This is a genomic window from Chryseobacterium sp. UYP7 (assembly GCF_056279225.1).
The window spans coordinates 648,476-673,469 of sequence record NZ_JBWBQW010000002.1 but is presented as its reverse complement, the minus strand read 5'-3'; the positions used below and the strand labels follow the sequence as shown (position 1 = coordinate 673,469).

The 24,994-nt window shown below is 37.3% G+C and carries 25 protein-coding genes and 1 pseudogene; 15 read left to right on the top strand and 11 right to left on the bottom strand.

Annotation, left to right across the window (positions count from 1 at the left end):
• Positions 1–323: 323 nt before the first annotated feature.
• Positions 324–872, bottom strand: a complete 549-nt coding sequence (locus ACZ9HT_RS07445) for an L-threonylcarbamoyladenylate synthase (RefSeq protein ID WP_476039834.1) — start codon at positions 870–872, stop codon at positions 324–326.
• A gap of 287 nt (positions 873–1,159) precedes the next feature.
• Positions 1,160–1,602: pseudogene (tnpA, locus tag ACZ9HT_RS07440) on the bottom strand (IS200/IS605 family transposase).
• 218 nt (positions 1,603–1,820) lie between these two features.
• Here tnpA and ACZ9HT_RS07435 point away from each other — a divergent pair.
• On the top strand, positions 1,821–2,840 hold the full coding sequence (locus ACZ9HT_RS07435) for an LLM class flavin-dependent oxidoreductase (protein ID WP_476039833.1): 1,020 nt from the start codon (positions 1,821–1,823) through the stop codon (positions 2,838–2,840).
• A 71-nt stretch (positions 2,841–2,911) separates the two neighbouring features.
• Complete coding sequence (locus tag ACZ9HT_RS07430; RefSeq protein WP_476039832.1) at positions 2,912–3,160, top strand: VF530 family protein; 249 nt, start codon at positions 2,912–2,914, stop codon at positions 3,158–3,160.
• A gap of 14 nt (positions 3,161–3,174) precedes the next feature.
• Here ACZ9HT_RS07430 and ACZ9HT_RS07425 read toward each other — a convergent pair whose 3' ends face one another.
• The 4 genes from ACZ9HT_RS07425 to ACZ9HT_RS07410 form a co-directional block, all read right to left on the bottom strand.
• Complete coding sequence (locus ACZ9HT_RS07425; RefSeq protein WP_476039831.1) at positions 3,175–3,552, bottom strand: YchJ family protein; 378 nt, start codon at positions 3,550–3,552, stop codon at positions 3,175–3,177.
• 2 nt (positions 3,553–3,554) lie between these two features.
• Positions 3,555–4,031 (bottom strand): GNAT family N-acetyltransferase, encoded by a 477-nt coding sequence (locus ACZ9HT_RS07420; RefSeq protein WP_476039830.1) that lies wholly within the window; start codon positions 4,029–4,031, stop codon positions 3,555–3,557.
• A gap of 2 nt (positions 4,032–4,033) precedes the next feature.
• Positions 4,034–4,537 carry a DinB family protein gene (locus ACZ9HT_RS07415; protein WP_476039829.1) on the bottom strand — a complete coding sequence of 168 codons (504 nt, stop codon included), beginning with the start codon at positions 4,535–4,537 and terminating at the stop codon, positions 4,034–4,036.
• A gap of 69 nt (positions 4,538–4,606) precedes the next feature.
• Positions 4,607–5,746 (bottom strand): cystathionine gamma-synthase, encoded by a 1,140-nt coding sequence (locus ACZ9HT_RS07410; RefSeq protein ID WP_476039828.1) that lies wholly within the window; start codon positions 5,744–5,746, stop codon positions 4,607–4,609.
• A gap of 196 nt (positions 5,747–5,942) precedes the next feature.
• Here ACZ9HT_RS07410 and ACZ9HT_RS07405 point away from each other — a divergent pair, with 196 nt between their 5' ends.
• Positions 5,943–7,391, top strand: a complete 1,449-nt coding sequence (locus ACZ9HT_RS07405) for a GLUG motif-containing protein (RefSeq protein WP_476039827.1) — start codon at positions 5,943–5,945, stop codon at positions 7,389–7,391.
• A gap of 77 nt (positions 7,392–7,468) precedes the next feature.
• Here ACZ9HT_RS07405 and gldC read toward each other — a convergent pair whose 3' ends face one another.
• Together gldC and gldB are read right to left on the bottom strand one after the other, a co-directional pair.
• A complete protein-coding gene (gene gldC, locus ACZ9HT_RS07400; protein WP_476039826.1) occupies positions 7,469–7,795 on the bottom strand; it encodes a gliding motility protein GldC in 327 nt (108 codons plus the stop codon).
• Positions 7,796–7,913: 118 nt separating this feature from the next.
• Entirely contained in the window at positions 7,914–8,894 is a 981-nt protein-coding gene (gene gldB / locus ACZ9HT_RS07395) for a gliding motility lipoprotein GldB (protein WP_476039825.1), read from the bottom strand.
• 44 nt (positions 8,895–8,938) lie between these two features.
• Between gldB and ACZ9HT_RS07390 the strand changes: the two genes are divergently transcribed.
• From ACZ9HT_RS07390 to ACZ9HT_RS07375, 4 genes are all read left to right on the top strand, one after another.
• On the top strand, positions 8,939–9,487 hold the full coding sequence (locus tag ACZ9HT_RS07390; protein ID WP_476039824.1) for a GNAT family N-acetyltransferase: 549 nt from the start codon (positions 8,939–8,941) through the stop codon (positions 9,485–9,487).
• The gene (gene nadE / locus ACZ9HT_RS07385) at positions 9,488–10,279 is read left to right on the top strand and encodes an NAD(+) synthase (RefSeq protein ID WP_476039823.1); all 792 of its coding nucleotides are present in this window, start codon (positions 9,488–9,490) and stop codon (positions 10,277–10,279) included.
• 92 nt (positions 10,280–10,371) lie between these two features.
• Positions 10,372–10,896 (top strand): ribonuclease domain-containing protein, encoded by a 525-nt coding sequence (locus ACZ9HT_RS07380; RefSeq protein WP_476039822.1) that lies wholly within the window; start codon positions 10,372–10,374, stop codon positions 10,894–10,896.
• A 148-nt stretch (positions 10,897–11,044) separates the two neighbouring features.
• Positions 11,045–11,332: a barstar family protein gene (locus tag ACZ9HT_RS07375; RefSeq protein WP_476039821.1), complete on the top strand. Its 288-nt coding sequence runs from the start codon at positions 11,045–11,047 to the stop codon at positions 11,330–11,332.
• Positions 11,333–11,394: 62 nt separating this feature from the next.
• Here ACZ9HT_RS07375 and ACZ9HT_RS07370 read toward each other — a convergent pair whose 3' ends face one another.
• Together ACZ9HT_RS07370 and ACZ9HT_RS07365 are read right to left on the bottom strand one after the other, a co-directional pair.
• Positions 11,395–12,609: a hypothetical protein gene (locus ACZ9HT_RS07370; protein ID WP_476039820.1), complete on the bottom strand. Its 1,215-nt coding sequence runs from the start codon at positions 12,607–12,609 to the stop codon at positions 11,395–11,397.
• A gap of 21 nt (positions 12,610–12,630) precedes the next feature.
• Positions 12,631–15,099, bottom strand: coding sequence for a TonB-dependent receptor domain-containing protein (locus ACZ9HT_RS07365; protein WP_476039819.1), 2,469 nt, complete (start codon positions 15,097–15,099; stop codon positions 12,631–12,633).
• A 190-nt stretch (positions 15,100–15,289) separates the two neighbouring features.
• Here ACZ9HT_RS07365 and ACZ9HT_RS07360 point away from each other — a divergent pair, with 190 nt between their 5' ends.
• The 8 genes from ACZ9HT_RS07360 to ACZ9HT_RS07325 all read left to right on the top strand — a co-directional run bounded on the left by ACZ9HT_RS07360 (position 15,290) and on the right by ACZ9HT_RS07325 (position 23,636).
• Positions 15,290–15,967 (top strand): response regulator transcription factor, encoded by a 678-nt coding sequence (locus tag ACZ9HT_RS07360; RefSeq protein ID WP_476039818.1) that lies wholly within the window; start codon positions 15,290–15,292, stop codon positions 15,965–15,967.
• 9 nt (positions 15,968–15,976) lie between these two features.
• Positions 15,977–17,011 carry a sensor histidine kinase gene (locus tag ACZ9HT_RS07355; RefSeq protein WP_476039817.1) on the top strand — a complete coding sequence of 345 codons (1,035 nt, stop codon included), beginning with the start codon at positions 15,977–15,979 and terminating at the stop codon, positions 17,009–17,011.
• Positions 17,012–17,141: 130 nt separating this feature from the next.
• The gene (locus tag ACZ9HT_RS07350; RefSeq protein WP_476039816.1) at positions 17,142–17,729 is read left to right on the top strand and encodes an IS1096 element passenger TnpR family protein; all 588 of its coding nucleotides are present in this window, start codon (positions 17,142–17,144) and stop codon (positions 17,727–17,729) included.
• Between the two features lie 114 nt (positions 17,730–17,843).
• Positions 17,844–19,190, top strand: coding sequence for an alpha-amylase family glycosyl hydrolase (locus ACZ9HT_RS07345; RefSeq protein WP_476039815.1), 1,347 nt, complete (start codon positions 17,844–17,846; stop codon positions 19,188–19,190).
• A 136-nt stretch (positions 19,191–19,326) separates the two neighbouring features.
• Entirely contained in the window at positions 19,327–19,767 is a 441-nt protein-coding gene (locus ACZ9HT_RS07340) for a hypothetical protein (protein ID WP_476039814.1), read from the top strand.
• A gap of 78 nt (positions 19,768–19,845) precedes the next feature.
• Positions 19,846–20,640, top strand: coding sequence for a thymidylate synthase (locus ACZ9HT_RS07335; RefSeq protein ID WP_476039813.1), 795 nt, complete (start codon positions 19,846–19,848; stop codon positions 20,638–20,640).
• Positions 20,641–20,857: 217 nt separating this feature from the next.
• Positions 20,858–21,082: a hypothetical protein gene (locus ACZ9HT_RS07330; protein ID WP_476039812.1), complete on the top strand. Its 225-nt coding sequence runs from the start codon at positions 20,858–20,860 to the stop codon at positions 21,080–21,082.
• A 43-nt stretch (positions 21,083–21,125) separates the two neighbouring features.
• A complete protein-coding gene (locus ACZ9HT_RS07325; protein ID WP_476039811.1) occupies positions 21,126–23,636 on the top strand; it encodes a M1 family metallopeptidase in 2,511 nt (836 codons plus the stop codon).
• Between the two features lie 64 nt (positions 23,637–23,700).
• Here the strand turns inward: ACZ9HT_RS07325 and ACZ9HT_RS07320 are convergent, their stop codons facing one another.
• A complete protein-coding gene (locus ACZ9HT_RS07320; RefSeq protein WP_476039810.1) occupies positions 23,701–24,930 on the bottom strand; it encodes a dicarboxylate/amino acid:cation symporter in 1,230 nt (409 codons plus the stop codon).
• Positions 24,931–24,994 lie beyond the last annotated feature (64 nt).

Sequence of the window (24,994 nt, the reverse complement as noted above, 5' to 3'; positions counted from 1 at the left end):
CAATTCCGCCTTCCGCTCCCTCCCGATTTTACATCGGGATCCGCTCAAGTTGGGCTGCAAGTTCCGCTCATAAGAAAAAGTTGATATCAGAAACAAAAATTCCGGAAAAGCATTTTCCGGAATTCTTATTTTTCGTTATAAAATTTCAAAAATCATTAAAATAAATTCCCAACCTTCGCTAAGTAAAACGCCTTTGCGCTCTTAATATTTACAATGATAGTCCCAAAATCTTTGCGTCTTTACGTTAAAAGCATTCGTGGCCAATATAATAACGGAGTTCAAACTATAAGTGCAGAACATCAATATATAAGTTTTAATTAAAATTATTCCCGCAGCACTTTAATCCGTCCATCACTCCAGATTCTGATCACAGAAGATCCCGAATATTCTGAAACTTTATCATGATCTTCTTCCGCCACAAAATCTACCGCCGCAACTAATTCCTGCGAAACCTCAGAAAATTTCATCGGTGATTTCTCTCCGCTAAAATTCGCTGAGGTAGAAACCAAAGGTTTATTCAGTTTCGTGATAATTTTTTTCAGAAACAGATCATTGACCAGTCTAATTCCAATGCTTCCATCTTCTGCGAGTAATTCTTTCGGCAAACCTTTCGGACTGTCATAAATTAAAGTCACCGGTTTTTCCGAAAGTTCCATAATTTCCCAGGCCATTTCGGGAACTTCCACCAGATCCTGCAATCGCTTTTCATTTTCAACCAAAATGATCATCGATTTATTTTTTTCACGTTTTTTAATTTCAAAAATTTTGTTGATGGCCTCGATATTTGTTGCGTCGCATCCTATTCCCCAAATTGTATCCGTAGGATAAAGAATGGTTCCGCCTGATTTTAAAGTCCCTATGATTTTTTCCATGAATAATTTTAAAAAAAAATTGTCTATTGCAAAAGTAATTAAAAATAGAAAGTAATTATTACCAACGTTCTTACCATTCATCAATAGGTGCGGGCTTTGTCCCGCTTTAATTTTGATATGTAAATTGGCTTTAGCCAAAACCTATTATAAAGAATTCGTAAAATTATATTTTTCATATACTATAAATTTTCATCCTAAAACGATTTTTTAAAATGGTAGTTCTATCAATAGGAACGGGCTTTAGTCCGTTCAATAAGAAATTTATTTCAATTGGCTTTAGCCAAAACCTATTTGCCAGAATTCGAAAATTTATAGCTCTCCATAAATTCTAAATATTCATCTGAAAACGTTTTTCTCAAATGATGCGTTTCCTGATTTTTAATATAATTTCTAACTTTTTCAATCATAGACTCCGAAACAGAAACCGCAAAATATTTATCCTGCCAATGAAATTTCTCACTTATTAATTATTTTTATTAATCCAATACGATGATTCTCCTTTGATTAACTGAACCACTTTTTCAATATTTTGGTCTGAGCTGAGAGAAATCAAACAATGACAATGATCTGAATATCCATTAACCATATCAATAAAAATCCCTTTTTCGGTCGCATTTTCTTTGATATGTTTCCATACTTTCACTCTTAAATCTTTTGAAATAAGAAAGGGTTTTTTTTCAAGAGTTGAGAAAACTAAATGGATATAGATTTTGATGAATGACGTATTGATTTCAAAAATAATCAATTTTAAGTTTTGGCTGAAGCCAATTTCGTTTTATTTTAATTTAAACGGGCTAAAGCCCGTTCCTATTGATCTTTTACTATGCTTAGAAAATATAGAAATATTTCTAGATCCTTCTTCTGTGAATTTTCTAGCCGTTCTTACCATTCATCAATACTTTTAAATACCAATTACCGTAATTTTGTTTCATCAAAAAATCAAAAAAAATGGAATTGGGAATAGGAATGTTTGGCGATTTAGCGTTCGACCAAAATACCGGCAAATATAAAGAAGCCGGGATCAAACTCCGGGAAATTCTTCAGCAGATTAAATTAATGGATGAGGTTGGAATTGATGTTTTTGCAATAGGTGAACATCATCGTGCGGATTATGCCGTTTCTTCTCCGGAAATAGTATTGGCGGCGGCTGCAAGCATCACAAAGAGTATTAAACTGGCCAGTGGCGTAACGGTTTTAAGTTCCTCCGAACCTGTAAAAGTCTATGAAGATTTCGCTACGTTAGATTTAATTTCAGACGGAAGAGCCGAGATCTTTATCGGTCGCGGAAGTTTTATAGAATCATTTCCTTTGTATGGCTATTCTTTAAATGATTACGAACAGCTTTTCGAAGAAAAATTAGACTTGTTATTAAAAATAAATTCCGGTGTGAATGTCTCCTGGACAGGAAAACTTCGTGCTCCCATGAAAAATCAAACTGTTTATCCAAGAGCCAAAAACAAAGGAAAAATTCCCATCTGGAGAGCGGTTGGTGGAACGCCACAATCCTTTTTAAGTGCCGCAAAACTGGGATTGCCTTTAGTTGTGGCCATCATTGGCGGAATGCCAATTCAGTTTAAAAGTCTCGTTGATTTTTACAAACAAGAATATCTTGCTGCCGGTCACGATAAGGCTAAAATGCAGATCGCCATTCATTCTCACACTTTTGTAAGCGAGGATCAGAAAGTGATCGACGGATATTTTCACAACTATCAATCTCAGATGGACAGAATAGGTGCGACGAGAGGTTGGTCGCCTTACACAAAAATGCAGTACGAAGCCGGCAAAGCAAAAGCCGGCGCATTGTTCATTGGAAATACTTCAGAAGTTGCTGAGAAGATTTCTTATATGAAAGAGATCTTCGGAATTACAAGATTTATTGATCACATGGATGTCGGAGCACCGGAAAATGACGTAATGATGAAATCGATTGAATTGTTTGGAGAGAAAGTTGCGCCGGAAGTGAGATAATTATTATTCTATCAGAAATTTTTCGATGGAATTTTTTTAATTCAAAATGAAATTTCCTACTTTTACCCATTATGTACGAAAAAGCAATAGACCCGCTTCATGGAAAACGCCTCGATACGATTTTAGAAGAACTGGTTGATTATTACAATGGTTTTGAAGAGTTGGGAAAGCAAATCAACATCAAATGTTTTACAGATAATCCCAGCATCAAATCATCTTTGAAATTTCTACGCAAAACAGATTGGGCAAGAACGAAAGTTGAAAGCTTGTATGTTTATGTATTAAGACAGAAAAAGAAAGCGGAGAAGTTAAATGAGTAATTTTCATCTAAATTCTAGTCAAGAAATTCCCCGGAAACATAATACCACCGGGCATTGATTTGCTGAAAATCTGAAAGTTCGTGATGAATTTGCATCTTTCCTTTTTCATCTTGATAATGCGCTTTGAATTCTACCTGGTTTAGAGTTGGTTTTTGAACAATTTCCAGTTTTTTCCATTTATTGATTTCTCCCCATTCCTGCAAATCTTCTTTGTTGTGAAGTTTTCTTTTTGCCGGTAAAGTCGTCTCCATTAAATATTCCCCGTTCGGAATGGCGAAAGCAGAAAATCTTGAACGCATTAAAGTTTCCGCAGTTGGCGCATGTTTTTCCCCAATGTGATAAGGTTTGCAACATTCTTCGTAAGATTTTCCGGAACAGCAGGGACAATTCATCTTCAAAAACTATTTTTTACAGTTTCCTGTTCTTCGATGTTTGACCATTCGTAAAAATTCGTGCTATCATATAATTCGAAGCCACAACTGGGGTAGAGCTGATTTCCAATGTCATTGTTTTTTCCCGTTTCCAAAAACATTCCACAAGCAGAAGTTGCACGACACAAATTTTTTGCCTCCTCAATTAATTGTTTTGAAAAACCTTTTCCGCGAAAATTTTCGTTCACATATAAATCATTTAAAAGCCAATATTTTTTCATTCTTGTAGAAGAAAAAATCGGATAAAGTTGAACGAATCCCGCGAGTTTCCCCTCGAATTCAGCGACAAAGATTTCGGAGTCTTTATTTTGAATTCTTTCTTTCAGGAAGATTTCTGCGCTTTTTACGTCACTTTCTTTATGATAAAAAACTCGGTATTCATCAAATAAAATACTTAATTCAGAGCAATCATCAATAACAGCTTTTCTTATCCTTTGCATCTTTATAGTTTTGGTAAATATCTTTCCTCAATAATGTTGAGGTGGTGAATATTATGTCCGACAATTAATTTCCCAATTGTTTCTACAGAAATTGCATTCTTATTTGCAACTCCTGTTCTGGAAAAGATTTCTTGATTTAAATTTCTGAAAAATTGAATATTACATCTTCTCAAAAAGTCAAATTCTTCCATTAAATATTTCAATGAAACTTGATCCAGAAAATATTCTTTCGCGTATGATTCTTCATCCCAACCAGCCAATTCAGTTTGATCATTTCTCGAAAATCTTAAGGCACGATAAATGAAAATTCGTTCTGCATCAATCAAATGTTGAAGCAATTCTTTCAACGTCCATTTTCCTGCTGCATAAGCGAAATTAGATTGTTCTTCTGAAAGTTTTCCATACAATTCCAATGTTTGATCTGCGGAATTTTTCAATTCGCCCAACCAATTCTCACTCGGAACCAGATCGAGATATCTTCGAATATATTTTTGAAATTCTGTCATATTCAAAAGTATAAAAAAACCTTCAAGCTTTTCGAAACTTGAAGGTTTGTTTTTTTAAAAATTTTCCGATTAACTGAACGCTTTTTCCAAATCTGCGATCAAATCTGCCTGGTCTTCAATTCCAACACTCAACCGAACAAGATCATCGGTAATTCCTAATTCTGCCCGCTTTTCTGCAGGTATAGAAGCGTGTGTCATTAATGCCGGATGATTTGCTAAAGATTCTACACCACCTAAAGATTCTGCCAAAGTGAAAACTTTTAACTTTTCTAAAAATTTGATGGAGTCTTCTTTTTTACCGGATTTAAAGGTGAAGGAAACCATTCCTCCGAAATCACGCATTTGTTTTACAGCCAGATCATATTGTGGATGAGATTTTAAACCGGGATAAAAAACTTTTTCTACTGCTGGATGTTTTTCCAGATATTTCGCAACTTCCAGTCCGTTTTCAGAATGTCTCTGAACTCTTAAAGCCAATGTTTTAATTCCTCTTAAAACTAAGTAGGAATCGTGCGGACCTAAAATTCCACCACTTGCAAACTGAATAAAATGCAATTGCTCACCTAATTCCGCAGTTTTTGCAACCAGAGCTCCTGCGATAACATCGGAATGTCCACCTAAATATTTCGTAGCAGAATGCATCACGATATCGGCTCCCAGATCCAAAGGACGTTGAAGGTAAGGCGTGGCAAAGGTATTATCAACCGCAACCAAAATTCCTTTTCCTTTTACCAGATCGGTCACTGCTTTTATATCAACCAGTTTCATTAGTGGATTTGTTGGAGTTTCCAGCCAGATCAATTTTGTTTTGTCAGTAATAACATCGGAGATTTTTGAAACGTCATCAAAACTTACAAACGTAAATTTCAATTGATATTTTTCAAAAAGTCTGGTGAACATTCTGTAAGTTCCACCATATAAATCATCAACAGCCACAATTTCGTCGCCCGGATTTAATAATTTTAGAACACAGTCGATCGCTGCCAATCCAGAACCAAAAGCCAGACCTCTTGCTCCGTTTTCGATAGAAGCTAAGCTGTCTTCCAAAGCCTGTCTTGTCGGATTCGCCGCTCTGGAATATTCATACCCGGAATGAATTCCCGGAGATTTTTGAGCAAATGTGGAGGTTAAAAATACTGGAACATTCACAGATCCTGTTGCTGATTCGTGGTGTTGGCCACCGTGTATTACTTTGGTATTGAAGTTCATGATCTTAAAATTTGAATTAAATTATAAAGTGCAAAGATACAAAGGTAATTCTTTCTAAAAATCTGAAACTGCTTACTGGTGGGCTTTTTTGATTTTAATCTTTGTGAAATTCATGCATTTTGCAAACTAAAAGCTATTTTTCACAGGTTCAGTCGCCAAATAATTTGTATTTATGCATCTAATTTAAAAAAGTTTTATGAAAAGAAGAATTACTATTATGGCGATCGCAGTAATCACCACTTCATTTTTTAATGCACAGGAAGCAAAGTCACCAAATGAACTCCCCAAAGGAGCAGTGGTACAGAGTATTGCAAAGCCTGCTTTTTTAGCAGCATTTCCAACAACAAACTGGAGCGATTTTGCAGATACAAGCTGGTACAATGCTACCGATGTTAATTTTCAGATCTCTACCGCCGAAGAATTGGCAGGACTTGCGAAATTGGTGAAAGCCGGAAATAAAATGATCGGCAAGAATTTTAAAGTGATGGCCGATATCGACCTATCTGCACACCTCTGGGATCCAATTGGTTACAACAACAACAATCCATTTTCAGGAAATGTAGATGGTAATTTTAAAACGATCAGTCAACTGCAGATTAACAGACCAGGCGGCGATTGGTTAGGATTATTTGGGCAGTTCATTACAGCAACCGTTAAAAATTTAACGCTGGACGGGTCTCAAATTTACGGAAGCGATACTTCCGGTGGATTTATCGGAAATATTTCAACGAACAGTAAAGCTGAAAACTGCCATGTTAAAAATGTAGATCTTGTATTAACCTCTTACAATGTAGGTGGATTTACGGGTGGTGTTCTTACCAATTCGGAAGTAACGAACTGTTCCGCTTCGGGCAGCGTTGTCGGCGTAAATCAAGTGGGTGGATTTGCAGGAACATCCTGGAATAACTCACTAATTTCAAAATCATATTGTGAGGGTACTGTTTCAGGACAATACATCATCGGTGGATTTTCGGGATTTGTAACGTTCGCTTTTGGACCTGCAACAGTAAATAGAATTGAAGATTCTTACAGTCGCTCCAATGTAACGGCCAGTGCTGAACAGGTTGGTGGTTTTTACGGTTCTGCGCAAAGTACCGGAAATTTCAAAAATGTATATTCTACAGGAACGGTAAATTTACTTGCAACAACAGGTGGATTTGTAGGAACCGTGGGGAATCTTACGGTTGCTAATGCGCATTTTGATTCTACAAATGCACCTTACGACGCGGTTGGAGCTTATATGGGAGCGCCATTAACGCTGGATATTACGGGGCATCCAACTTCAGAAATGAAAACGGATGCTTTTAAAACAACTTTAAACGCCGGTAATTCTGCTGGAGTTTGGTCTGTTGATCCTGCGATTAACGATGGTTATCCGTATTTAAATACACAACCTTTATTGGCCGCAGCCGACGTAAAATCAAATAATGTAGATATTCAGGTGAGTCCAACTAATGCGAATTCTTACCTGAAGATCATTACTTCTGCAAACAACGTTTCTTACGAGATCATAGAAATGTCTGGAAAAATGACGACCAAAGGAACTCAGAAAGAAGTTAATGTTGCGAACCTGAAAAAAGGAATTTACATCATCAATGTAAAAACCGAAAAAGGAAGCAAAAGCATTAAATTCATGAAGAAATAAATTGAATTTAATATAAAAGTAAACGTCGTTTCCAATTGGGAACGACGTTTTTTTTGGTCTGATTTGGTGTAATTGAATTACATTCTGATTGCTGATCTGGTCGCAAATTCTTCCGCCATTTCTACGATCCAGGCCGCAACATCTTCTTCGCCCGTCGCTCTTTCATAAGTACTTCCTAAAGAAACAAAGATCTGGTGAATAAACATTTTCATTTGATCTACAGGCATTTCTTTTGTCCAGAGATCAATTCTTAAAGCTTCCATTTTTTTATCATCCCACACGGAGATCATAGTTGCTTTGGTTTCTTCTTTTTCAATGCCGCCATCCTGCGCATTCCACATCATTTTTTCCGGAACATGATTCTCATCCAGTTCGATGTCTATTGTAATTTGAGTCTTTTTCATAATATTTTTAATTTTTTTTTGGCCAGCATTTCCGCCTTCCGCTCCCTCCCGATTTTACATCGGTATCCGCTCAAGTCGGGCTGGAAAGTGTTTTGCTTTCCAAAATTTAGATTTTCAATTAATTTTTCGGTTTGTAATTGCTTTGATTAAAGATTTCCTGTGCGTTCAGTTTTAAGAAATCCAAAAGTTTCACCTCAGGTTTTTCCTGAAAGAATTTTCTGCAGATTTGCCAACCCTCGAAAATTCCAACTTGCGGCGAAGATTCATTATCAATCTCGGTGTAGAATTTTGAAAAAGGTCCGGGTTTAATGAACCGCTCATTCAACCGAATATCATCACTAAAAACCAGATTGTTTTCTACAAAGAAATTCCAGATATTTACTTCGTTTTCTTTTGCCCAATCGTACTGTTTCTGAGTATAATTCATTTTCAGATAATCCGGAAAGTCCGGAAGGAAAGCATCCTGCAGCGTCATTATTTTTCCATTGTAAACCAGTTCATCGATAAATTTTTGATGATCAGTATTGGGTTCTACAAAATTTTCAGCCATGATCTGAGAAACTTTCGGTACAATATTGGTTGGATTCATAGAGTTCTGGAAATACTGCTCTAAACCTTTGTAGTTCGGATTGTTTTCACCCATGAAACCCGTAATATCAATAAAGATCATGTTTTCTTTTGGCTGATAAAAAATGGGTTCCATTACGCCTTGTAAGACCGAGGAATAAAGAAAAACTTTGGGTTCTTTAAAATTGGGAAAATAATATTTAATATGCGAAAACAGATCGGTGAGTTCGGTATTCAGTTTTGGAATATCAATTTTTGCGATAGCTTCTTTATAAATTTTCGTTTCCTCGGGATCCGTTCTTCTTATCGCATAATCTTCGTTAGAAACCGTGCCCTGAAACCAGGGATATTGCTTCTTAAAATTTTCTAAAGGAACATTAACAGCATAAAATTCTTTAGAAATATCAACCACTTCTACTTTTTGAGCGGGATTTGTGATCTCCACTTTCCAAAGATTTTCGGTGGATTTTTTACAGGAAATGAATCCGAGAAGGAAAATCGCTGTGACTGTTAAATATCTAAAAAACTTCATTATTTTTACATCAGATTTAAGAAATGCAAAAATAAGGAAAATTAATGGCAAAAATCTTCATCCAAACACCAAGACTTATTTTAAGAGAAATTATTTCTGATGATGTAGACCGAATTTTTCTGCTCGACAGTAATCCGGAAGTGATGAAATATATTGGCGTTCAACCAGTCAAAAAATTAGAAGAATCCGTCGATACCATCCGGAAAATCAGAAAACAGTACTCCGAAAATGGTATTGCAAGATGGGCGGTGATCGAAAAAGAATCTGATCTTTTAATTGGTTGGAGTGGTTTAAAATTATTGACTGAACCTCTGAATGGTTTCAAAAATGTTTATGAATTAGGCTATCGCTTTCTACCCGAATCCTGGGGAAAAGGATTTGCAACAGAATCGGCAATTGCAGTTTTAGAATATGGTTTCAACAAGATGAATTTAGATAGAATTTATGCCTGTGCTGACATTAAGAATATTGATTCTAATAAGATATTAAAAGATAAATTAGGTTTTGAGTGCAAAGGAATCTTCATCGATGAATTAGACAATGCAACCTGTTATTGGTACGAACTGGATAAAAATAACTTTAGTAAAAATTAAATGCAAACAGAAAAAATAACAGAAAAAATAGTTTCCTGGCTGAAAGATTATGCCGAAAACGCACATGTAAAAGGGTACGTTATCGGAGTTTCCGGTGGTGTTGATTCTGCAGTAGTTTCCACGCTTTGTGCAATGACCGGATTAAAAACGCTACTTATCGAAATGCCAATTCGGCAAAAAGAAGAGGAAGTAAACCGTGCCTGGGAACATATGAATCATTTGAAATCGCGTTTCCCGAATGTCGAAGCAACATCTGTCAATTTAACACCGGCTTTTGAAGAACTCTATAAAACCTTCGATGTTAGCGATGCAGAATTTCCGGCAGAAAAACTGGCTTTTGCAAACACCAGATCTCGATTACGCATGCTGACTTTATATTATTACGGACAAATCAACGGACTACTGGTGTGTGGAACCGGAAATAAAGTGGAAGATTTTGGGGTCGGTTTTTACACGAAATATGGCGACGGTGGAGTAGATGTTTCCCCGATTGCCGATTTGTACAAAACGGAAGTTTACGCTTTGGCAAAATCACTGGATCTTGTAGAATCTATTCAAAATGCCATTCCAACCGACGGTTTATGGGATACGGAACGGACGGATGAACAGCAGATCGGCGCGACTTATCCGGAACTGGAGAAAATTCAGAAAGAATGGGGCAGCAAATCAGAAGCCGATTATTCCGGAAGAGATCTGGAGGTTTTCAAGATCTTCAGTCGAATGAACAAAGCAGCTCAACATAAAATTCAGCCCATTCCGGTTTGCGATATCCCGGAAGAATGGCGGGAATAAGGAGCCAAGTAAAAAGTAAAAAGAGCCAAGTAAATGGTGAATTAAGATTTTATTTAATCGGAAATTATTAAGTACCAACTACCAACTAAACTATGAACAGACAAAATATCAAACTCGGACTTTTTTTTATCATTGGATTGTTGACTGCTTTCCTCGTCATGTATTTTTTTCAAAATTATAAACTGGAGAAAAAAAATAATGAAACTCAAACTACAGAAGTTGCTTCAAATAATCAATCAAACGATGGCAAAGAAGCAACTTCAAATCCTTCTACTTCGAAAAATCCGGAGAATATTGATGAACTGACCAATGAAGATAAAGTCATCAATTACGTGAAAGCTACCCGACATTTACCCGATTACTATATAACAAAATCTGAAGCGAAGAAAAGTGGCTGGGTTCCCACTAAAGGAAATCTTTGCGACGTTTTACCCGGAAAAGCAATTGGCGGCGACCATTTTAGCAACAGAGAAAAACAACTTCCCGAAAAAGAACAGTATTATGAAGCCGACGTCAATTATAACTGCGGTAACCGAAATGCAGACCGAATCGTTTACACCCAAAATGGCGAGGTGTTTTTAACCAAAGATCATTATAAGACTTTTGAGAAGAAGTAAGGAGAGGAAGAAAGAGCCAGGAAAAAGGGAAGAAGAGCCAGGGAAAAAGTAAAAAGAGCAAAGTGAATATTGTTTTAAACCCTAATAAAACTTAGATTTTCCTTAAACAACATCCAACATCCAACATCCAACACCAAACATTCAAACTATGAAAACAATATACATCGACTTTACAGATCTTGGGGACTACGAAGATTTTTATACGCAATTAAAAGAAAAAATGAACTTGCCGGAAACGTTTGGTGACAATTTAGATGCACTTTACGATTCTATTACCGGATTTACAGAACTTCCGCTGCATATCGAATTTGTAAATTTGAGTGTAGAACAGCTTGAAATTTTCGAGGATCTGTTGGTGACTTTAGAAGACGCAGATGAAGAATTGGAGGATTTTAGTTTTTCCTACTATTTGCTTCAATATGAAGATGAGGAATAAAAAAACAAACCATCAATAAAAATGGTTTGTTTAATGAAAAATTTATTTTGATATTTTACTGCTTAGTTTCCTGCATCGGCAACATCATAAGTCGTGTAGCCAGACCAAGTTTTTGCCCAAGTTGGTAGCGCAGTTCCGTTACCGGCACCTATTGCGGCATCATTTACACTAAATACTCCTGAAAGATTTGGAGTCGGCATTGCGGCAGTTGCTTTTGCTTTCCAAAGGGTAGGAACATTTACAAATTTAAAATTCGTCATGTAATTTCCGGCTAAGAACCAGTTTTGAGTTCGGTCTGTTTCAAAGTCAAGTCCGGTTGCGAAATTGGCGATCACCACATTGTCAAACTTTCCGTTAGATCCTGCTCTGATCTTCATTCCCTGAGATTCTGAACCTTTAGTGTTTCCGATCAAAGTCATATTGCTGATCGTTGGGTTAGATACGCCGTTCCCATTGGTGGTATTGGGATCGTTATCTTGAGTATCCGCTTCTACACCTCTGTTTCCAGGTTCTGCAGCGTTTAAAAACTCTTTGCTTCTTGCCGCGTAAACATAGTTTGCGCTTCCCTGCCATCCTTCCGTCCAGTCTACAGAATCATCGCCATTACCAATTACCACTAAGTGATCTGCATTTACGTTTCCACCGAAAAATTCTACACCATCATCTGCACCGTTGATGATCGATACATAGGAAACGGTAGTTCCGCTGCCCACGCCGAAAAGAGAAAGTCCGTTAAATTCTTTATCTGGATTATATTTAAATCCACTGTCTTTGATTACCAAATATTTTAGCGATCCAGAATTGTCCATTTTATTGGTACCACCATAAACAAGATCACCTAATTCTGATGACGAAGTTCCGGATGCACTTCTGTTAGAAGGTGCGTTTCCTAGAATTACAATTCCGCCCCAGTAACCCTGATTATGCTGTGCACCTTCCAAAATTACAGGATTTGTCTCGGTTCCGTTCGCAAATATTTTTCCGCCACGATCAACGATCAGATAGTTTGCTCCTTGTTCTGCTACGATTTTTGTTCCTGCCGGAATAATTAATGTTGCGCCGTTTTCAACCAAAAGTTTCCCGTTAAGTTTGTACGTTTTTGTCGGATCCAAAGTTACGGTTGTACCGGTTGCGATAGAACCTTTGAAGTTCGCCGGGTCGATGGTTGATGAGGAAACTTCTACCACATCATCTTCATTGGAACTGCAGGATACTGCAACTGTTGCCGAAGCCAGTAATGTTAAGCAAAATGCTGCATTTAAAAAATTCTTTTTCATAGGATAATTTTTATTAGATTTTTAAAATTTATAAGATAAGTTCAAACCGATTTGTCGCCCTTGCGTATAGCTGCGATGCGTGTAACCAACATTGTTGATCACCTGTTCTATTTTATTTTCGGAGTTGATGAGGTTTTTTGCATTAATTCCGATCCCAATTTGGTTGAAATTGAATTTCAGATTAGCATCTAAAAGATGGATAGGATTTTCGTAAAAATTCCCGACTTTATTTGTTCCTAAAGAGAATAAGCTTTTCCCCACATAAGAGTAAGAAACCACGAAATCTACGGTATTGCTGGAGTTAAGTTTTTGATTGTAACCTAAGTTTACGTTAGCTAAGAAATCAGCAACACCTTGTATATCATCGGTCTTTTGACCATTAAACTGCACGATCTTGCCACCATTTTCTTTCGCAAATTCTGCCTCAGATTTTAATTTTTGCTCAGATTTCATGTAAGTTGCATTCAGAAAAGTATAGAGTTTGGAGTTTTCCGTTTTGTAAATATCTTTTCTGAATTCTATTTCCGCGCCTGCAACATATCCCGAATTGGCGATATTGAAATAAGTCATATCACTGGAAGCCGCCGTTGAATAAGTTGTTCTGGCGATCGGATTTTCGATGTACTTGCCAAATGCTGTAACTGAAAGTACTTCGCCCGGTTTGCTGAAAAGCTCCCATTTTAGATCCATATTGTAATTATCGGAGGGAAAAAGGAAGGGATTCCCGTAAACATTGGTCGTAACATCATAATATCCGGTTGGAACCAACTCTTTTGCCTGTGGAAGTGTGTACGTTTTTGAAGCAGAAAATCTTAAATTTTGTCTGTCATTAATGCTGTATTTGGCATTCAAAGCAGGTAAGAATTTATTGTACGTTTTATTGCTTTTATCTTTTCCGAAAATAGCATCGTCCCAATTGCTTTTCATATCCACGTAATCGAATCTTCCCCCTACTTGTAAGATAAACCGGTCACTGAATTTATAATCAAGATTTACAAATCCCGCCTGAATATTTTGTTTGAAGCTGTAATTAAAAGGAACATATCGCTCACTGTCATTCCGGAAAGTATTGTATTGGATGATTCCGTTGTTGGAAGGATTAATAAAGGCATCAACATTATTAGGATCTACCGGCGCCTGAATCGCGAAGTTCAGTCCGATCGTAGTGTTGTCGAACTGTCGGTCTTTGTAAGATCCGTTGTAGCCGAAATTAATTTTCAGATTATTGATCTCCTTCGTGATATTTAAAAACCCGTTTGCCGTGTTATCAACAAGCTCATCGAAATAACGGTGGTTATTGATCGTGCTTCCGGTGATAAGATTCAAAGTATTTGCATCAAAGGTGTTCTGAAGACGATCCGGTCTTTTGCTGTTCATCATGTTGTAACTAACGCCCCAATCTGCGGTCCAGGTGTCGGTTACTTTATGGTTTCCGTACAATTGATTAATCATGGTAGAAGTGATTTTGTTATCGCCTCTGTTAATAATGATATTCGTTCCGATCTCCCGCATATATCCTTTGAAAAATCTTGCGTCCTGATCCGAAGAATGAATGAAATTAGAAGTTAAACTAATCTTGTTTTTGGAGTTGATCTTATAGGCAACATTTACTAAAGCTGTAGAATTTGTGCTGTACACGTATCTTTCTACATTCAGATCTTTGATCGCATCTCCGGTAGAATCATAAAACCCTTCTTTTCCTGCGCTGTAGGTGTAGTTATTCTCAAATCCGGCATATCCAAAAACAGAAAATTTTCCGAGTCTTGCGCCACCTTCAAACTCCATATTAGAATTGAAAGGGTTTTCCGCGTTTTTAAAATTCCAGCTTGTCGTGAAAGGATACTGAACTTTCGGATCTCCTTTTCTAAAAGTCGATTCCTTATATCCGAAAAATCCCGGACCGCCATCCTGTAACTTAAAATCATTTTTGTCGAAAGTTTGCAGATTAACGCTGCTTCCGATGCCTACTTTAAAGTAAGGTTTTCCGGAATGCTCTTTCGAAACAATATTAATATTGGCGCCTCCAAAATCACCGGAGAATTTCGGGTTGTACACTTTATCCAAAGAAATATATTCGATGATCGAAGTTTTAAAGATGCCCAGATTAATATTTTTAAATTCCGGATTATCCGATGGGATCGGAAGTCCGTTCAATGTTGTCGCATTATATCGGTCACCCAAACCACGAATGATAATTTGTCCGCTTCCTTCCTGTTTCTGTGTTCCGGAAGCTTTCGTAACAGCAGTTGCTGCGTCGCTGATTCCCTGCTTTTCTAGTTGAACAGAACCAACCCGTTCGATCACTTCTACAGATTTTCTCTGGAGACTGATGATATTGTTTTCAGAGCCTTTTTTTAAAGAACCTCTTAATTCGATGCCTTCGATCTTCTTTTCGTTCCGTACCGAATCCTTCTTTATTTCTTGTCCGTAATATAGACTGGAGGAGGATATTAAGAATAAAACCGCAACGCTCAGTTTTCTGATTTTCATTTCTTTCTTTGTTAGATTTCTATTTCTTTGCAAAGGACGAAATTGCGTTACGGTTTGGTGTTGCCTCAGTTTTAATTTTAGTTTAAGAAATTTTGAACAGATCGGCATCTGTGTTAAATAATTATGAACATTTAAATTGCCCTGATTTTCAATGTTAAATTTGATTAATTTTGAGAGGTAAAAACTTACAATGAAACAGAAAAAAATTCTTTTAATAGATGATGAACAAGATATTTTGGAAATGCTTTCCTATAATTTAGAAAAGGAAGGTTACGAAGTTTCTACGGCTACAAACGGAAATGAAGGCATCGAAAAAGCCCGGCAGATCATTCCCGATTTGATCCTTTTAGATGTAATGATGCCTGAAAAAGATGGGATTGAAACCTGTCAGGATCTGCGAAAGATCAAGGAACTTCAAAAAACGCTTATCGTATTTCTTTCTGCCCGAAGCGAAGAGTTTTCTCAGCTGGCTGGATTTCAGGCAGGCGCCAACGACTATGTGGTAAAGATCATTAAACCGAAAGTTTTAATTTCTAAAGTTAATGCGCTTCTGCAATTGACTTCTCAAGTTTCAGATTCTTCAAAAAATATAGAGATCGGTGATTTAATTATCGATAAAGATAACTTCCGGGTTTCAAAGGGCGGACAATTATTTATGCTGCCGAAAAAAGAATTCGACTTGCTTTATCTGCTCGCTTCCAATACCGATAAAGTTTTTAAACGCGACGAAATTCTCGAAAAAGTTTGGGGAAATGATGTCATCGTTGGTGAACGAACCATTGATGTTCATATTCGAAGACTGCGCGAAAAGCTTGGTATCAATACCATTCAAACTTTAAAGGGGATCGGTTATAAATTAGTTGTGTAGATTTGTGAGATGAGGTTTCACAAACTAACTTTACTCGCCTCCGTTTTTTTAACCATCGCAATGTCCATAATCGCGTTGGTTTTTGATTATACGAAAGACAGGATCGTTCACGACGAAAAGACTTTTTATCTCGCATTTTTCTGGTGCGTGGTCATCATTTTTGGGCTCAACTATATCATTCTCGACTATCTTTTTAATTTTTATGGAAAAAAACAGATCCGCCGAATTTCCACCATTCTTCCACAAGAATTTGGTCAGGAAGATGATGCTGATTTAAATTTTCAGGAATTAGGAGAGAAGTTCTCTCAATACAGTCAAAAAAATGCAACCGAATTAGACACGATGAAAGGAATGGAAACCTATCGGAAAGAATATATCGGCAATGTTTCTCATGAACTCAAAACGCCTCTCTTCTCGATTCAGGGTTATGTAGAAACTTTGATTGATGGCGGCGTTGATGATCTTACCGTTCGTGATAAATATTTAGAAAGAATCGATAAGTCCGTAGAACGGCTGCTCACGATCGTAAAAGATCTGGATATGATCAACCAGTACGAATCCGGCGAGATCACTTTAAATATTACAAACTTCGACATCAATATTCTGATCAAAGAGATTATTGATCTTCTGGATCTGGAGGCGCAGAGAAAAGACTCCAAAGTTCAACTTCAAACCTCTTCTGCACAGATTTTTGTAAATGCCGATAAGCATAAAATTTCCCAGGTTTTGATCAATTTAATCTCCAACGCGATTCATTATGCGAATCGGGATAAAGCGCAGATCACCATCAAAACAAATGTCCTGCGAAATAAAGTTCTGGTTGAAGTTACCGATAATGGAATGGGAATTAAGCCTGAAGTTTTACCAAGAATTTTCGAAAGATTTTATCGTGTAGAAACGAGCAGAAATCGAAAAGACGGCGGCTCCGGTCTTGGTCTGGCCATCGTAAAACATATCCTGGAGGCGCATGGCCAAAACATTATGGTAGAAAGCAAATATCTGGAAGGGACCAAGTTTAGTTTTCTGCTCGAAAAAAGCATTTAGAGGGCGGCAAAATGTAAGCAAAACTTTTCAGAAAAAAAGAGGTCATATTCTTTTTTGTGAAAAATCAATTGTTTTATATTTGTACCCGCAAGTAAATCTAAGTAAAACAATACCAAATTTTAAAGGAAAAATGATTTATAAGATACGTGTAATTTTAGACGCTAAAGATGATATCTTCAGAGATATCGATATCAAAGCAAAGCAGACTCTTTGGAATCTGCACTTGGGAATCAAAAGTGCATTTAGTCTTATGGGCGATGATTTGTCTCTTTTTAATATTCTTGATAAAGATGGCGTCATTATAAAAACGGTGCCGATGGAAGATATGAGCGATGATGGCGACGGCGAAATTATGAGCGATGTTTATCTTACAGAAGCTTTTGAAGAAGACGGTGCTAAACTGCAGTTTCAATACGGATTTATGGATCTCTGGGAATTTTTCTGCGAGAAGGTGGAAGAACTTGAGGAGAAACATGCTGTAAATTATCCGATCACCGTTTTCCGTTTCGGAAACATGCCTTTGAAAGCACCGAGTAAAACTGTAAAGAAAAATGGGAAAAGTGCAGCCATACCTTTAATGGATGATGAATTCGGAAGTTTTGAAGACGAATTTAATGCAACGAGTTTTGCAGATGAAGATGACGAAAGTTTTGATGACGATGAAGACGATGGCTTTGGAGACGACTTCAGCGATGAAGGCGACAACGAAGATATTTAAAAATACAGCCTCTGAATTTCAGAGGTTTTTTTTGGTCTGAAAGTGAGGTTTTTCAAAGGATGATTCTTAATAATTAAGATAAAAAATGAATATATTTGTCACAAATCATTCAGAATGAAAAAACTTTTTCTTTTAACCCTCATCAGTTTGGGAATTCTTTCCTGTACGACCCAAAAAAATTCAAAAATGACCGATTCTTCCAGCGAGTGGAAACACGATACCAATATTTACGAAGTTAACGTAAGACAATATACCAAAGAAGGAACCTTTCGCGCTTTCGAAAAAGAAATGCCGCGTTTAAAAGAAATGGGAGTAAAAACTTTGTGGTTCATGCCCGTAACGCCCATTTCCCAAAAGGTAAAAAAGGGAAGTATGGGAAGTCAGTATGCAGCGCACGATTATGTTTCCATAAATCCTGAATTCGGGAATATGGAAGATTTTAAACATATGGTTGATGAAGCGCACAAAATGGGTTTCAAAGTAATCATTGATTGGGTTGCCAATCACACCGGTTGGGATCATGTATGGACGGTTTCTCATCCAGAATATTACCTTCACGACGCAGATGGGAAGTTTCATATCGCTTCCGGAATGGATGATATCATTGAATTGGATTATAAAAATCCGGCAATGAGACAGGCGATGATCGATGCCATGAAGTTTTGGGTAAAAGAAACCAATATCGATGGTTTCCGTTGTGATTTGGCAAGTTGGGTCGAAGTTGATTTCTGGGAACAGGCAAGACCCGAGGTAGAAGAAATAAAACCTCTGTTCTTCATCGGTGAATTTGATGAACTCGATAATCCGGAATATGGAAAAGTTTTTGATGCCAGTTATTCCTGGACCTGGATGCACAAAACCGAAGATTACTACAAAAAAAATCTGCCGCTTTCTGACTTAAAAGATCTGCTTCAAAAATATTCTGCAATTGGAGATTCCTCAATGCGTGCCTGGTTCACAAGCAATCACGACGAAAATACCTGGAACGGAACCGAGTACGAGAAATATGGACTTATTGCGAAACCTTTAGCCGTTTTTTCTGCAACCTGGAATGGCATTCCGCTCTTGTATTCTGGACAGGAATTACCTAATATGAAACGTCTGGAATTTTTTGAAAAAAATGTCATCGACTGGAATGGTGACAATAAAATGGCGCCGTTCTATAAAACGTTGTTGAATTTAAAATCTTCCAATCCTGCTTTGCGTGGCGGCGATCCAGCGGTTACGACTTTTCTTTTACAAACTTCTGCCGACGATAAGATCTTAGCTTATTTAAGAAAAAATGGAAAAGATGAGGTTTTAGTTGTTTTAAATATGTCGAAGGATGCGGTGAATTTCAACATTAATGATGCAAATGTTTCTGGTAAATATAAAAATGTTTTCAATCAAACAAAACGTGATTTTTCTACCGGCAAAAATTTCGAAATGAAACCTGGCGATTATTCGGTTTTTGAGAAATAGCGATTTTGTTTGAAAGATCGAAGCACTGTAAACGCAGGAAATTGTTATCATAATTTCAATCAGCAATTAATAGGAATGGGCTTTAGCCCGTTTTTAATCAAAACTATGGTTAGCCAAAACTTATTACAGCATGTAAATGAACAAATCCGAAATCCTCAAAATCATCCAGGCAAAATTGTCAGAAAAGATTGCAGTTTTAGAAAAAATGATTTCCGAAACCCGCGCTTCCAACAACGAAACCAAAAGTTCGATGGGAGACAAATATGAAACGACGCGCGAAATGGTTCAGCAGGAAATCAATAATCTCCAGATTCAGCTGAATGAAAATGTTCGGGCTAAAAATTCTTTGACTTTTCTCAATACCAGTCTTCATCAAACAATAGGTTTAGGAAGTTTGGTGCAGACCGAAAAAGGATTTTTTTATATTGCAGTATCACTCGGCGAGATCATTTTCGATGAAAAGAAAATTTTCGTCATTTCTACAGAAAGTCCGTTGGGTAAAATATTATTCGGCAAGAAAAAAGGCGAAGAAATTTCGCTGAATAACACCAAACAAATCATTCAGAACCTTTGGTAAAAATTACTATTTTTGTAAATCACTAAATATATTTTCAATAGTACTTATTGCTGATTACCAATTACTCATTTAAAAAAAATGCAAAACTACCTCGACCTTCTTCAACATATTTTAGACAAAGGAACCGATAAAACCGACCGGACCGGAACCGGAACAAGAAGCGTTTTCGGATATCAGTTGCGCTACGATCTATCCGAAGGTTTCCCCATGGTCACCACCAAAAAAGTTCATTTAAAGTCCATTATTTATGAACTGCTTTGGTTTTTGAAAGGCGATACCAATGTTAAATATCTGAATGATAATGGCGTTTCTATCTGGAATGAATGGGCAGATGAAAATGGCGATCTCGGTCCGGTTTATGGCGCTCAATGGCGAAGCTGGACGGGGGCAAACGGAAAAGTTGTCGATCAGATCACCGACGTTATCGACCAGATCAAAAAAAATCCAGATTCCCGCCGATTAATTGTTTCCGCCTGGAACGCTTCCGAAATTCCAGATATGGCTTTAGCACCCTGTCACGCTTTGTTTCAGTTTTATGTAGCCGATGGAAAATTGTCTTTGCAACTTTATCAAAGAAGTGCTGATGTATTTTTAGGCGTGCCTTTTAATATTGCGAGTTATGCTCTGTTATTGATGATGGTAGCGCAAGTTTGTGATTTAAAAGTCGGCGATTATGTGCACACTTTTGGGGACGTTCATATTTATAACAATCACTTTGAGCAGGTTCATAAACAACTTTCCCGCACGCCAAAATCTTTACCAACAATGAAACTAAATCCAGAAATTAAAGATATTTTCGATTTCGATTTTGAAGATTTCATTTTAGAAAATTATGCTCCGGATCCGGGAATTAAGGCGCCTGTTGCGATTTAATTTTAGATTAGTATTTATTATTTGGGCAGCTTTTTCCGTCTTCCACTCTCGCTTTTTTGTTTCGCTTTGCTCCACAAAAAGAGCTCCGTTCAAGCCGGGCTGCAACTGATTCGTAAAAAAAGCCTTCTGAAAGTGAACAGAGCATGAAAAATAAAAGTGAAGTTAATGCTTCACTTTTTTTTGTAACTTTTCTTTTAAATTCTCTACCAATCACATAATGAAATCATTAAAAATCAACCTCGACGAAAATTCTGATCTAGGCAAGATCGCAGAGCTTTTAATTCAAATTAAAGGCATCAAATCGGTCGAAATTATCGATGAAGATAATAAAGACAGTGATCTTAAAAAAGCCGTGACGAAAAGTAAAGAACAACTAAAAACTGGCGACTATGAATCGTTTGTGAATGACTTGTTTGAAACTTTTGTTAATAAAAAATCATAGATTCTTCATTGGAAAATTTTACTAAAAAATTACTTAAATAAATATGAAAAAACTAATTATCTCCATTAGTTTACTCGGGATCATGTTCTCGGGAAATGTTTTTGCACAAACTGAAACTTCTGGCAGAACGGAAGTGTACAGACCGTCACACACCAAAATGACTGAACTGAAACACACCAAACTAAAAGTAAATTTCGATTACCAGAAAGAGCAAATGGGCGGCGAAGAATGGCTTACTGTTTCACCCTATTTTTATCCCACCGATTCTTTGGTTTTAAATGCCAAAGCCATGTTGATTCACGAAGTGGCGCTGGATAAAAACGGCAGCAAAACCCCTTTGAAATATGAGTATAAAAACGACATGCTCAAAATTAATCTCGACAAAACGTATAACAGGACTCAGGATTATACGGTTTACATCAAATATACCGCACGTCCGAACGAGGTAACTCAAAAAGGCAGCGCTGCAATTACCGATGCAAAAGGACTTTACTTCATTAATGCACAAGGTACAGATGCCGATAAACCGACGCAGATCTGGACGCAGGGTGAAACGGAATCGAGTTCGGTTTGGTTCCCGACCATCGATAAAACCAACCAGAAAACAACCGAAGAAATTTACATGACCGTTCCCGATAAATATGTGACTTTATCTAACGGTATCATGAAATCATCAACAAAAGAAGGCAAAGATTTGCGAACCGATCATTGGGTAATGGACAAAAAACATGCGCCCTATCTCTTCTTTATGGGAATTGGTGATTATGCTGTCGTAAAAGATAAATGGCGGAATATCGAGGTTAATTACTACGTAGAAAAAGAATATGAACCTTACGCAAAACAGATTTTCGGTAATACTCCGGAGATGATCGAATTCTTTTCTAAACGATTGAATTACGATTATCCATGGTCTAAATATTCGCAGATTACCGGTAGAGATTATGTTTCTGGCGCCATGGAAAACACCACTGCGACGCTTCACCAGGAATCTGCACAACAAAAACCCGGTGACTTGATCGACGAAAATAAATGGGAAGACGTGATTTCTCATGAATTGTTTCACCACTGGTTCGGTGATTTAGTCACTGCCGAAAGCTGGAGCAATCTTACCGTTAATGAATCTTTTGCCAACTATTCAGAATATCTCTGGAACGAGCATAAATACGGAAAAGACTACGCCGATTATGGTTTAATGAAAAATTTGAAAGGATATTTCATGGATCCATCAAATCCTACAAAAGATCTGGTGCGCTTTAATTATCATTCGCGCGAAGATATGTTCGATGGTGTTTCTTACAATAAAGGCGGCTCCATTTTGAATATGCTGCGAAATTATTTAGGGGATGACGCATTCTTCGGCGGACTCACGGATTATTTAAAAACCAATGAATATGGTACAGGCGAAGCGCATCAGTTAAGACTTTCTTTAGAAAAAGTCTCCGGGAAAGATCTGAACTGGTTCTTCAATCAGTGGTATTTCGATAGCGGTCATCCGAAAATTTCCTACACTACAACTTATGAACCTGTAAAAAAGCAAGTGACTGTTTCTGTTAATCAAACTCAGATCGGCAAAAATTTCCAGTTTCCGTTAGCGATGGATGTTTTTGAAAACGGAAAACCTACCAGAAAAAATGTTTGGGTAGATGCAAAAGAGAAAAATGATTTCACTTTTTCAGTTTCAAAAAATCCGGAATTGGTGAATATTAATGCAGATGGAGTTTTGGTGGCAGAATTTACAGACGATAAAACCCCGGAACAATATTTCATGCAATATGCAGGTTCCAAAGAGTTTTTAAGCCGGTACAAAGCCGTTGATAATGCAGCGGAAACGGTTGCGAAAAATCCAGCTTCTTTAAAAACTTTAGTGGCCGCTTTAAAAGATCCGAATTTTAGAATTCGTATGAAAGCTTTGAGCGGAATCGATTTATCTAAACCTGATCACGCAAAAGCAGCTCTTGCTGAAGTTGAAAAAATGGCTTCTAATGATCCTAAAACTTTAGTTCAGGGTGCCGCAATTTCGGCTTTAGGTAAAACGAAAGATAAAAAATATTTGCCGCTTTTTGAAAAAGGAATGAACGCCGTTTCCAATTCTGTAAAAGCGAATTCACTTTCCGGAATCGCCGCAGTTGATCCTTCCCGAGTTGCTGCTTTGGCGGATAAGATTGATTTGGAAGGAGCCGGTGATGAATTAATTGCCGAGTTAATGCCGACGATCGTGAAAAATAAGATCGAAAAGCAAATGTCTGCAATTGCTTCTACTGCTGCATTTTATCCTTTCTTAAAGTTTCAAAATCCAGAACTGGGAACGGTTGCCGAAGAAGGCTTCAACTGGATCATGAGCTCCGATAATTTAAAAGCGACAGAAAATGTGACCAAAGTTTTAACGCAGGTTAAAGGTCAGATCGGGAGTAATCCACAAGCGAAAATGATGATCGTTCAAATCCTGAAAGAAGGCTTGGCTAAAAAAATGATTGTGTTAAAAGCAAATCCTTCAAGTCCAACCATTAATAAGCAGATCGATTTGATTAATAAAACGATTGAAGTTTACAAATAAGATTTAAATTTTCGACTTTAATTAGAAAGGACTTCCGATTTTGGAAGCCCTTTTTTTTTGAAATTTATGGAGCAAACTCTTTCGGTGGTTTAAATTTTTCCCCGGAAATCTTCGTTACAAACATTGCGGCAACCGTGTCGCCCGTCGCATTAAGCACCGTTGCTAAAGGATCCACCAACGTTCCAATGATCATTACTGCGGGAATTGCTTCCTGTGGAAGTTGATAAACAGAGATCATCAACATTTCACCGATATATCCACCATTTGGAATTCCGCCCGCAACAATACTAACGAAAATAGTAATTCCTAAAGCTAAAAGTAAATTCATAGGATCAAAAAAATCCTTTCCAATGATCAGAAACGCGACGTATATTTTAATGATAGAAGACATCGACGAGCCATTTTTGTGAAGTGTGCTGCCAATTGGGATCACAATATTTGCGATGGAATCCGGCACTCCAATTTTGGCAGCAGCCTGTAGATTTGCGGGCATCGTAGCAAAACTGCTGCACGTGGAAATTGCAGTTAAACTGGGGTAAATATTGTTTGTCCAGAATTGTTGAACACCGATCTTTCCTTTCGCTAAAAAAGCATAAATCGTGAAGAAGACGAAGAAATAAACAATGCCCGAAGTGTAATATAAACCAAGCGGTTTCGCATAAAACCCGAAAAGCTGCGGCCCAATTGTGGCAACCTGAAAAGCAAAATAAGCGCCTAAACCAATGGGAGCGGCTTTCATAACCAAAAGCAAAAGCTCCTTCATTACTTCGTAACCGGAGGCTAAGAAGTTTCGGAAAACTTCGCCCGCTTCACCCGCTTTTCGTGCTGATGTTCCCGTGAGAAAAGCAAAGATCAATAAAGCGAGCATATTTTTTCTGGAGAATAATTCGGAGAATTCACCGACCGTAAAAAAGCGTACAATTCTATCGCCCCACGTATCATTTGCACCGCTGTCGATAATTGCTGCAGAAGTAGAAGGTAAAGCTTCGGTAGGGAATAAATAGACCGCAGCTATGGTGAAAAGTGCCGCTATAACAATGAAAAGAAGAAAAGTGATAATCATAGAGAAGATAATCTTGCCGAATTTTCCGCCTTTTTCAACGCTTGCAATGGAATTGGCAACCGCAAAATAAACGAGCGGAACAACACTTACAAAAAGTAAATTCAGAAAAACATCACCGAGCGGCTTCAGGTAACTTACAACATTTGGAAAAAATATTCCTACAAGGCTGCCGATCATAATTCCACCCAGAAGTAAAATAATTCCGGAATAATTTTTCAGAATGGCTTTCATTTATTTATTTTTATTCAAAGGTAAACGGAATTTTTAAAAATAATTTCGAAAGATGGTCCACTTC